Source organism: Pseudomonas sp. SDO5591_S426, assembly GCF_054070755.1.
Genome location: NZ_JBSVXD010000226.1, coordinates 1 through 7824 on the forward strand (window position 1 = coordinate 1; position 7824 = coordinate 7824).

A 7824-nucleotide genomic window follows, 5' to 3' on the forward strand; every position below is an offset into this window, starting at 1 on the left:
CGCGACCTCTGTAGGAGCAAGGCTTGCCCGCGATGGGCACACCTCGGTCTACCGGGAAAAATCAGGCCCGGCCTTTGCTTGCCGCTGACCCCAGCGGTCTTTAGACTTACGCCTCATTTCAATGAGAGCAGGGTCGATGCCAGCTGCCTTCCCCCCCGATTCTGTTGGTCTGGTGACGCCGCAAGTGGCGCACTTCAGCGAACCCCTGGCGTTGGCCTGCGGTCGTTCGCTCCCAGCCTATGACCTGACTTACGAAACCTACGGCACGCTGAATGCCGCAGCGAGCAACGCCGTGCTGATCTGCCACGCCTTGTCCGGCCACCACCACGCCGCCGGTTATCACAGCCCCGACGACCGCAAACCCGGTTGGTGGGACAGCTGCATCGGCCCCGGCAAGCCCATCGACACCAGCAAGTTCTTCGTGGTCAGCCTGAACAACCTCGGCGGCTGCAACGGTTCTACCGGCCCGAGCAGCATCAACCCGGAGACCGGCAAGCCGTTTGGCGCCGATTTCCCGGTGCTGACTGTGGAAGATTGGGTGCACAGCCAGGCGCGTCTGGCCGATCGCCTCGGCATCGCTCAGTTTGCAGCGGTTATCGGCGGCAGCCTCGGCGGCATGCAGGCGATGCAATGGAGCATCACTTACCCTGACCGCATCCGCCATTGCCTGGCCATCGCCTCGGCGCCGAAGCTGTCGGCGCAGAACATCGCCTTCAACGAAGTGGCGCGTCAGGCGATCCTCACCGACCCCGAGTTCCACGGCGGCTCGTTCCAGGAACAAGGCGTGATCCCCAAGCGCGGGCTGATGCTGGCACGGATGGTCGGGCACATCACTTACCTGTCCGACGATTCCATGGGCGAGAAATTCGGCCGTGGCCTGAAGAGCGAGAAGCTCAATTACGACTTCCACAGCGTCGAGTTCCAGGTCGAAAGCTACCTGCGTTATCAGGGTGAAGAGTTCTCGGGGCGTTTCGACGCCAACACTTATCTGCTGATGACCAAGGCCCTGGACTACTTCGACCCGGCGGCCAATTTCGACGATGACTTGGCGAAAACCTTCGCCGGCGCCACCGCAAAATTCTGCGTGATGTCGTTCACCACCGACTGGCGCTTCTCCCCGGCCCGTTCGCGGGAACTGGTGGACGCGCTGATGGCCGCGCGCAAGGACGTCTGCTACCTGGAGATCGACGCGCCGCAAGGCCACGACGCCTTCCTGATTCCGATCCCGCGCTACTTGCAGGCGTTCGGCAATTACATGAACCGCATTACGTTGTGAGAAAGCCATGAGAGCTGATCTGGAAATCATCCAGGAATGGATCCCCGCCGGCAGCCGCGTGCTCGACCTCGGCTGCGGCGACGGCGAGCTGCTGACCTGGCTGCGCGACAACAAGCAGGTCACCGGCTACGGCCTGGAAAACGACGCGGACAACATCGCCGAGTGCGTGGCCAAGGGCATCAACGTCATCGAACAAGACCTGGACAAAGGCTTGGGCAACTTTGCCAGCAACAGTTTCGATGTCGTGGTCATGACCCAGGCGCTGCAAGCGGTGCACTACCCGGACCGGATCCTCGAGGAAATGCTGCGGGTCGGCCGCCAGTGCATCATCACGTTCCCGAATTTCGGTCACTGGCGCTGCCGCTGGTACCTGGCGAGCAAGGGCCGCATGCCGGTTTCCGAATTCCTTCCTTACACTTGGTACAACACGCCGAACATCCACTTCTGTACATTCGCAGACTTTGAAGCGTTGTGTCGCGAACGTGAAGCGAAGGTCATTGATCGGCTGGCCGTGGATCAACAGCATCGGCACGGGTGGGCCAGCAAGCTTTGGCCTAATCTGTTAGGTGAGATCGGCATTTACCGCGTCAGCAGCCCGGGGCTTGCAGACCACAAGGTCGCGGTCTGAATCACCCAATTTCGAGGAGAACGATCATGGGTCGTCTAGCGCTGTTTCTACTCACCGCCTGCCTGAGCGTCACGGCCATGGCTGCCGATGCGATCAAAGGTGATCGCCAGGAAAAATTTGGCGACGTGACGGTGCACTACAACACCTTCAACTCCACGTTCCTGACACCGGACATCGCCAAAGCCGCGGAGCTCAACCGCAGCAAGAACCAGGGCGTGATCAACATTTCGGTGCTCAAGGATGGCAAACCGCTGACGGCGCAGGTCACCGGCACGGTGAAAGACCTGACCAGCCAAAGCGTACCGCTGGAATTCAAACAGATTACCGAGCAGGGCGCGATCTACTACATTGCCCAATACCCGGTCCCGCAGCAGGAAACCCGCACCTTCGACATCAAGGTGCAGACCGGTGACAAAATCAACACCATCAACTTCAACCAAGAGCTCTTCCCCGGCGAATGATCAACTTCACGCAACTCGTATTGGCCAGCCACAACGCCGGCAAACTGAAAGAACTCCAGGCCATGCTCGGCGATTCTGTGCAACTGCGCTCGATCGGCGAGTTCAGCAGCATCGAGCCTGAAGAAACCGGTCTGTCGTTCGTCGAGAACGCCATCCTCAAGGCGCGCAATGCCGCGCGCATCTCCGGCCTGCCGGCGCTAGCGGACGACTCCGGGCTGGCGGTGGATTTCCTTGGCGGCGCACCGGGCATCTACTCCGCGCGCTACGCCGACGGCAAGGGCGATGCGGCGAACAACGCCAAGCTGCTCGACGTGTTGAAGGACGTGCCGGAAGCCGAGCGCGGCGCGCAGTTCGTGTGTGTGCTGGCGCTGGTGCGTCACGCCGACGATCCGCTGCCGATCCTCTGCGAAGGTTTGTGGCACGGGCGCATTCTGACCCAGGCCAGCGGCGAACACGGTTTTGGCTACGACCCGCTGTTCTGGGTGCCGGAGCGCGATTGCTCCAGCGCCGAACTCAGCCCTGGCGACAAGAACCAGATCAGTCACCGCGCCCGTGCAATGGATCTGCTGCGCCAGCGTCTGGGCTTGAAATGACCCGTGAATCAACCGCGTCGCCGCTGATCTTCGGCGGCGACGCACCATCGCCAAGGGCGGCCCTGCCCGTGCTGCCGCCCTTGGCGCTGTACATCCACATTCCGTGGTGTGTACGCAAATGCCCTTATTGCGATTTCAACTCCCACACCGCCAGTCCCGTGCTGCCGGAAGAAGAGTACGTCGACGCATTGCTGGCCGACCTTGATCAGGACCTGCACGCCGTTTACGGACGTGAACTGAGCTCGATTTTCTTTGGTGGCGGCACACCAAGCCTGTTCAGCGCCGCGGCGTTGGGTCGCTTGCTCAAAGGTGTCGAACAACGCATCCCGTTTGCCAGCGACATCGAAATCACCCTGGAAGCGAATCCAGGGACGTTCGAGCAGGACAAGTTCGTCGCGTACCGGAAACTGGGGATCAATCGCCTGTCGATCGGCATCCAGAGCTTTCAGCAGGAAAAACTCGAGGCCTTGGGCCGTATCCACAACGGCGACGAAGCGGTGCGAGCCGCCGGCATGGCGCGTCAGGCCGGGTTCGATAACTTTAACCTGGACTTGATGCATGGCTTGCCGAATCAGTCCCTGGACGATGCCCTGGCGGACCTGCGCACCGCCATTGCCCTGAAACCCACGCACCTGTCGTGGTATCAGCTGACCCTGGAGCCGAACACCGTGTTCTGGAACCAGCCGCCTACGCTGCCGGAAGACGACACGTTGTGGGACATTCAAGAGGCCGGACAAGCGCTGCTCGCCGAACACGGTTACGCACAATACGAAGTCTCGGCCTATGCCCTGCCCGGTCGGCCGGCACGCCATAACCTCAATTACTGGAGTTTTGGCGACTTCATCGGCATCGGCGCCGGCGCCCATGGCAAGCTCAGCCACCCGGACGGGCGCATTGTCCGCACCTGGAAAACCCGCTTGCCGAAGGATTACCTGAATCCGGCGAAACGCTTTCAGGCTGGCGAGAAAGCGCTGGGCAACGATGAAATGCCGTTCGAGTTCCTGATGAACGCACTGCGCCTGACTGAAGGCGTCGAATCGCGGCTGTACCCGGAGCGCACGGGCATGACCCTGGAAAGCCTCGCCGAAGGCCGCCGTGAAGCCGAACAAAGCGGCCTGTTGCAGGTCGAACCGTCACGTCTGGTAGCCACCGAGCGCGGACAACTCTTCCTCAACGACTTGCTGCAGAAATTTCTGACATAAGGAAATCGAATGGATTTGGTACTCGACCTGCTTGCCACCGTGTCTCGCTGGAGCCGCAGCAATCTTTCGGAAATCGCCCTCGCCCTGGTGGGCTGTCTGCTAGTGCTGTTCGGTGCGGATTTCAAAGGCTGGGTCGAGCAACGCCTGGGCAGCATCGCCGGCGCCTTGCGCGCGCCGCTGATGGCCCTGCTGTGCATGATCGGCAGCGGCGCGGCACTGATCTACGCAACGCCGTGGATCGTTCGGGGTTTGAGCCAGTTCAACAACTACAGCCTGGCGCCGGTGTTGCTGGTGGTGTTGGTGTTGATTGGCGTGGTCGCTGACCGCCGCTGATATTCGGCCCACCCAAAACAACTGTAGGAGCCGAGCTTGCTCGCGATGGCGGTTTAACAGTCAGCATAGATGTTGAATGTTATGGCCTCATCGCGGGCAAGCTCGGCTCCTACAGTTTTTATAGCGTTACGGCTTAAGACTGCTTTTCGAACTTCAAATCCCAAACCCCATGCCCAAGACGTTCGCCGCGGCGTTCGAACTTGGTGATCGGGCGTTCGGCCGGACGCGGTACGCACTTGCCGTCTTCGGCCAGGTTGCGATAACCCGGCGCGACGTTCATTACTTCCAGCATGTACTCAGCATACGGTTCCCAGTCGGTGGCCATGTGCAGGATGCCGCCGACCTTCAACTTGCTGCGTACCAGCTCAGCGAACGACGCCTGAACGATACGGCGCTTGTGGTGACGGCTCTTGTGCCACGGGTCCGGGAAAAACAGCATCAAGCGATCAAGGCTGTTGTCAGCCACGCACCGGTTGAGCACTTCGATCGCATCGCAATCGTAGACTCGCAGGTTGGTCAGGCCTTGGGTCAGCACGCCATTGAGCAGCGCGCCGACACCCGGACGGTGCACTTCCACGCCGATGAAATCCTGCTCCGGCGAAGCGGCGGCCATTTCCAGCAGCGAATGGCCCATGCCGAAACCGATTTCCAGCGAGCGCGGTGCCGAGCGACCGAACACCTGGTCGAAATCCACCGGCGCGTCGGCCAACGGCAGCACAAACAGCGGCGTGCCCTGATCCAGGCCTTTTTGCTGGCCTTCGGTCATGCGCCCGGCGCGCATCACAAAACTCTTGATGCGGCGGTGTTGGCGCTCGTCGCCTTCTTCCGTCTGGATAGGCGTGTCGTTCGATTCAGTCATCAATGGCTCTTACTTGATCAGACCATCCAGCGGCGAAGAGGCGCTGGCATAGAGTTTTTTCGGCATGCGGCCGGCGAGGTAAGCCAGGCGTCCGGCAACGATGGCGTGTTTCATGGCTTCGGCCATCATGACCGGTTGTTGGGCATGGGCGATTGCCGAGTTCATCAGTACGGCATCACAACCCAGTTCCATGGCGATGGTGGCGTCGGACGCGGTACCGACACCGGCATCCACCAACACCGGAATCTTGGCTTCTTCGAGGATGATTTGCAGGTTGTACGGGTTGCAGATCCCCAGTCCCGAACCAATCAGACCGGCCAGCGGCATCACCGCGATGCAGCCGATTTCCGCCAACTGACGGGCGATGATCGGGTCATCACTGGTGTAGACCATCACGTCGAAGCCTTCCTTGACCAATGTTTCGGCGGCCTTGAGGGTTTCGATCACGTTGGGGAACAGGGTTTTCTGATCCGCCAGCACTTCCAGCTTCACCAGATTGTGGCCGTCGAGCAGTTCACGGGCCAGGCGGCAGGTGCGCACGGCCTCGATAGCGTCGTAGCAACCGGCTGTGTTCGGCAGGAAGGTGTAGCGGTCCGGCGACAGCACTTCGAGCAGGTTCGGCTCGCCCTCGATCTGCCCGAGGTTGGTGCGGCGCACGGCGAAGGTGACGATCTCGGCGCCCGAGGCTTCGATGGCCGTGCGGGTTTCTTCCATGTCACGGTACTTGCCGGTACCGACCAGCAAACGCGACTGGTAAGTACGACCGGCCAGGACGAAAGGCTTGTCGCTACGAACGATGCTCATGGGAAATCCTCTGTAGGGGTGAGGTTCTTGCAGAATTGTGTCGGCCCTTGGGCCAGACGGCTAGCCGCCGCCGATGGCATGCACCACTTCGACGTTGTCGCCGTCATTTAAAGTGGTGTCGGCATGCTGGCTGCGCGGGACGATATCCAGATTGAGTTCGACCGCCACCCGGCGTCCGGTCAGGTCCAGACGGGTGATCAGGGCCGCAACGGTTTCACCGTCGGGCAGTTCAAAGGATTCGCCGTTCAACTGAATGCGCATGCGCAAGGCCGCCATCATTTTTAGGGGCTGGCATTCTAGCCCGATCAGTCAGGCTGACCCAAGCCATTCGTCATGAAATGGACTGCACGGTCAGCTCAACCGCCAGGCGGCCAACCCCAGGCAGAACCAGCCGACCAGAAACGCCAGGCCACCGAACGGCGTGATTATGCCGAGCTTGCTGACACCGGTCAGCGTCAACACGTACAGGCTGCCGGAAAACAACAGGATGCCGATGGCAAACGATGCGCCGGCCCAGGTGACAAGGCGCCCGGGAATCTGCGTTGCCAGCAATGCGACGCCCAGCAACGCGAGGGTGTGCACCAGCTGATAGATCACGCCGGTATGAAAAATCGCCAGGTACTCGGCGCTAAGACGGTTTTTCAGACCATGAGCGGCAAAGGCACCAAGGCCGACACCGGTGAAGCCGAAAAAAGCGGCCAGCATCAGAAAGCCACGCAGCATGCAGAACTCCAGTCAGACTCGATCAACAGGGTCTGTATAATGGCCCGCTCAACGGGTTCGGCCAAGCCATCTCTATGCTGCGTATCTATTTCCGTCGTTTCACCAAGGCCGTGCTCTGGCTCATGGGCGGCAGCGTCCTGCTGGTGCTGATTTTCCGCGTGGTGCCGCCACCGGGAACCGCGCTGATGGTCGAGCGCAAGATCGAATCCTGGATCGATGGCGAGCCCATTGACCTGCAACGCACCTGGAAACCCTGGGAAGAGATCTCCGATGACCTGAAAGTCGCGGTAATTGCCGGCGAAGACCAGAAATTCCCGGAGCACTGGGGCTTCGACGTCAATGCGATCAAGGCCGCCCTGGCCCATAACGAACTCGGCGGCTCGATTCGCGGCGCCAGCACCCTCAGCCAGCAAGTATCGAAAAACCTGTTCCTGTGGTCCGGCCGCAGCTGGCTGCGCAAGGGTCTGGAAGCCTGGTTCACCGGGCTGATCGAAGTGTTCTGGCCCAAGCAGCGGATTCTTGAGGTCTACCTCAACAGTGTCGAATGGGATGAAGGCGTGTTTGGCGCCGAAGCGGCGGCCAGGCATCACTTTGGCGTAAGCGCCAAAGGTCTCAGTCGCCAGCAATCGAGCTTGTTGGCCGCCGTTCTACCCAACCCGCGTGTGTGGAGTGCCAGCCATCCGACCCCGTACGTGGCGCGGCGTGCAGGCTGGATTCGGCGGCAGATGAGTCAGTTGGGTGGCGATAGTTATCTGGTGGGACTTAATGATTCGCGGCGGGCGCCTTGGTCCCAATAATTGAAAAGTCAAAAGATCGCAGCCTTCGGCAGCTCCTACAGGGGTCCGCGATCCTATGTAAGAGCTGCCGAAGGCTGCGATCTATTGAGCCAGATCGAGTAGGAGGCGGATTTACATCCGCCGTCCTCTCACACCACCGTACGTACGG

At 60.6% G+C, this 7824-nt stretch carries 11 protein-coding genes; 7 read left to right on the forward strand and 4 right to left on the reverse strand.

All coding sequences use genetic code 11. The features are described 5' to 3' along the window. The first annotated feature begins 136 nt into the window (after window positions 1-136). From metX to ACW9JC_RS26845, 6 genes are read left to right on the forward strand one after another with little or no spacing between them, the layout of a single operon-like run. Window positions 137-1276 carry a homoserine O-succinyltransferase MetX gene (metX, locus tag ACW9JC_RS26820; RefSeq protein WP_416127695.1) on the forward strand — a complete coding sequence of 380 codons (1140 nt, stop codon included), beginning with the start codon at window positions 137-139 and terminating at the stop codon, window positions 1274-1276. A gap of 7 nt (window positions 1277-1283) precedes the next feature. Beyond that, window positions 1284-1904 (forward strand): methionine biosynthesis protein MetW, encoded by a 621-nt coding sequence (metW, locus tag ACW9JC_RS26825; protein ID WP_338583685.1) that lies wholly within the window; start codon window positions 1284-1286, stop codon window positions 1902-1904. A gap of 26 nt (window positions 1905-1930) precedes the next feature. Next, window positions 1931-2365, forward strand: a complete 435-nt coding sequence (locus ACW9JC_RS26830) for a DUF4426 domain-containing protein (RefSeq protein ID WP_338583686.1) — start codon at window positions 1931-1933, stop codon at window positions 2363-2365. Beyond that, window positions 2362-2958 carry an RdgB/HAM1 family non-canonical purine NTP pyrophosphatase gene (gene rdgB / locus ACW9JC_RS26835; RefSeq protein ID WP_457458780.1) on the forward strand — a complete coding sequence of 199 codons (597 nt, stop codon included), beginning with the start codon at window positions 2362-2364 and terminating at the stop codon, window positions 2956-2958. The genes ACW9JC_RS26830 and rdgB overlap by 4 nt, the downstream gene beginning before the upstream one ends. Beyond that, entirely contained in the window at window positions 2955-4160 is a 1206-nt protein-coding gene (gene hemW / locus ACW9JC_RS26840; RefSeq protein ID WP_457458782.1) for a radical SAM family heme chaperone HemW, read from the forward strand. The genes rdgB and hemW overlap by 4 nt, the downstream gene beginning before the upstream one ends. 9 nt (window positions 4161-4169) lie before the next feature. Beyond that, window positions 4170-4493: a DUF3392 domain-containing protein gene (locus ACW9JC_RS26845; RefSeq protein WP_457458784.1), complete on the forward strand. Its 324-nt coding sequence runs from the start codon at window positions 4170-4172 to the stop codon at window positions 4491-4493. Between the two features lie 133 nt (window positions 4494-4626). On the opposite strand, the gene trmB is transcribed toward ACW9JC_RS26845, so the two are convergent. The 4 genes from trmB to ACW9JC_RS26865 form a co-directional block, all read right to left on the reverse strand. Beyond that, on the reverse strand, window positions 4627-5352 hold the full coding sequence (gene trmB / locus ACW9JC_RS26850; protein ID WP_338583689.1) for a tRNA (guanosine(46)-N7)-methyltransferase TrmB: 726 nt from the start codon (window positions 5350-5352) through the stop codon (window positions 4627-4629). 9 nt (window positions 5353-5361) lie between these two features. Next, window positions 5362-6156 carry a thiazole synthase gene (locus tag ACW9JC_RS26855; RefSeq protein ID WP_150701761.1) on the reverse strand — a complete coding sequence of 265 codons (795 nt, stop codon included), beginning with the start codon at window positions 6154-6156 and terminating at the stop codon, window positions 5362-5364. A gap of 60 nt (window positions 6157-6216) precedes the next feature. Beyond that, the gene (thiS, locus tag ACW9JC_RS26860; RefSeq protein WP_160386128.1) at window positions 6217-6417 is read right to left on the reverse strand and encodes a sulfur carrier protein ThiS; all 201 of its coding nucleotides are present in this window, start codon (window positions 6415-6417) and stop codon (window positions 6217-6219) included. Window positions 6418-6507: 90 nt separating this feature from the next. After that, window positions 6508-6879: a DUF423 domain-containing protein gene (locus ACW9JC_RS26865; protein ID WP_457458787.1), complete on the reverse strand. Its 372-nt coding sequence runs from the start codon at window positions 6877-6879 to the stop codon at window positions 6508-6510. A gap of 74 nt (window positions 6880-6953) precedes the next feature. Between ACW9JC_RS26865 and mtgA the strand changes: the two genes are divergently transcribed. Continuing rightward, window positions 6954-7676 carry a monofunctional biosynthetic peptidoglycan transglycosylase gene (gene mtgA / locus ACW9JC_RS26870; protein WP_457458789.1) on the forward strand — a complete coding sequence of 241 codons (723 nt, stop codon included), beginning with the start codon at window positions 6954-6956 and terminating at the stop codon, window positions 7674-7676. Window positions 7677-7824 lie beyond the last annotated feature (148 nt).

What these genes read in the sequence shown, in the direction of transcription:
- ACW9JC_RS26855 (WP_150701761.1), bottom strand. Translation starts at nt 6,156, where the DNA reads ATGAGCATCGTTCGTAGCGACAAGCCTTTCGTCCTGGCCGGTCGTACT.
- trmB (WP_338583689.1), bottom strand. Translation starts at nt 5,352, where the DNA reads ATGACTGAATCGAACGACACGCCTATCCAGACGGAAGAAGGCGACGAG.
- ACW9JC_RS26845 (WP_457458784.1), top strand. Translation starts at nt 4,170, where the DNA reads ATGGATTTGGTACTCGACCTGCTTGCCACCGTGTCTCGCTGGAGCCGC.
- metW (WP_338583685.1), top strand. Translation starts at nt 1,284, where the DNA reads ATGAGAGCTGATCTGGAAATCATCCAGGAATGGATCCCCGCCGGCAGC.
- hemW (WP_457458782.1), top strand. Translation starts at nt 2,955, where the DNA reads ATGACCCGTGAATCAACCGCGTCGCCGCTGATCTTCGGCGGCGACGCA.
- thiS (WP_160386128.1), bottom strand. Translation starts at nt 6,417, where the DNA reads ATGCGCATTCAGTTGAACGGCGAATCCTTTGAACTGCCCGACGGTGAA.
- rdgB (WP_457458780.1), top strand. Translation starts at nt 2,362, where the DNA reads ATGATCAACTTCACGCAACTCGTATTGGCCAGCCACAACGCCGGCAAA.
- ACW9JC_RS26830 (WP_338583686.1), top strand. Translation starts at nt 1,931, where the DNA reads ATGGGTCGTCTAGCGCTGTTTCTACTCACCGCCTGCCTGAGCGTCACG.
- metX (WP_416127695.1), top strand. Translation starts at nt 137, where the DNA reads ATGCCAGCTGCCTTCCCCCCCGATTCTGTTGGTCTGGTGACGCCGCAA.
- mtgA (WP_457458789.1), top strand. Translation starts at nt 6,954, where the DNA reads ATGCTGCGTATCTATTTCCGTCGTTTCACCAAGGCCGTGCTCTGGCTC.
- ACW9JC_RS26865 (WP_457458787.1), bottom strand. Translation starts at nt 6,879, where the DNA reads ATGCTGCGTGGCTTTCTGATGCTGGCCGCTTTTTTCGGCTTCACCGGT.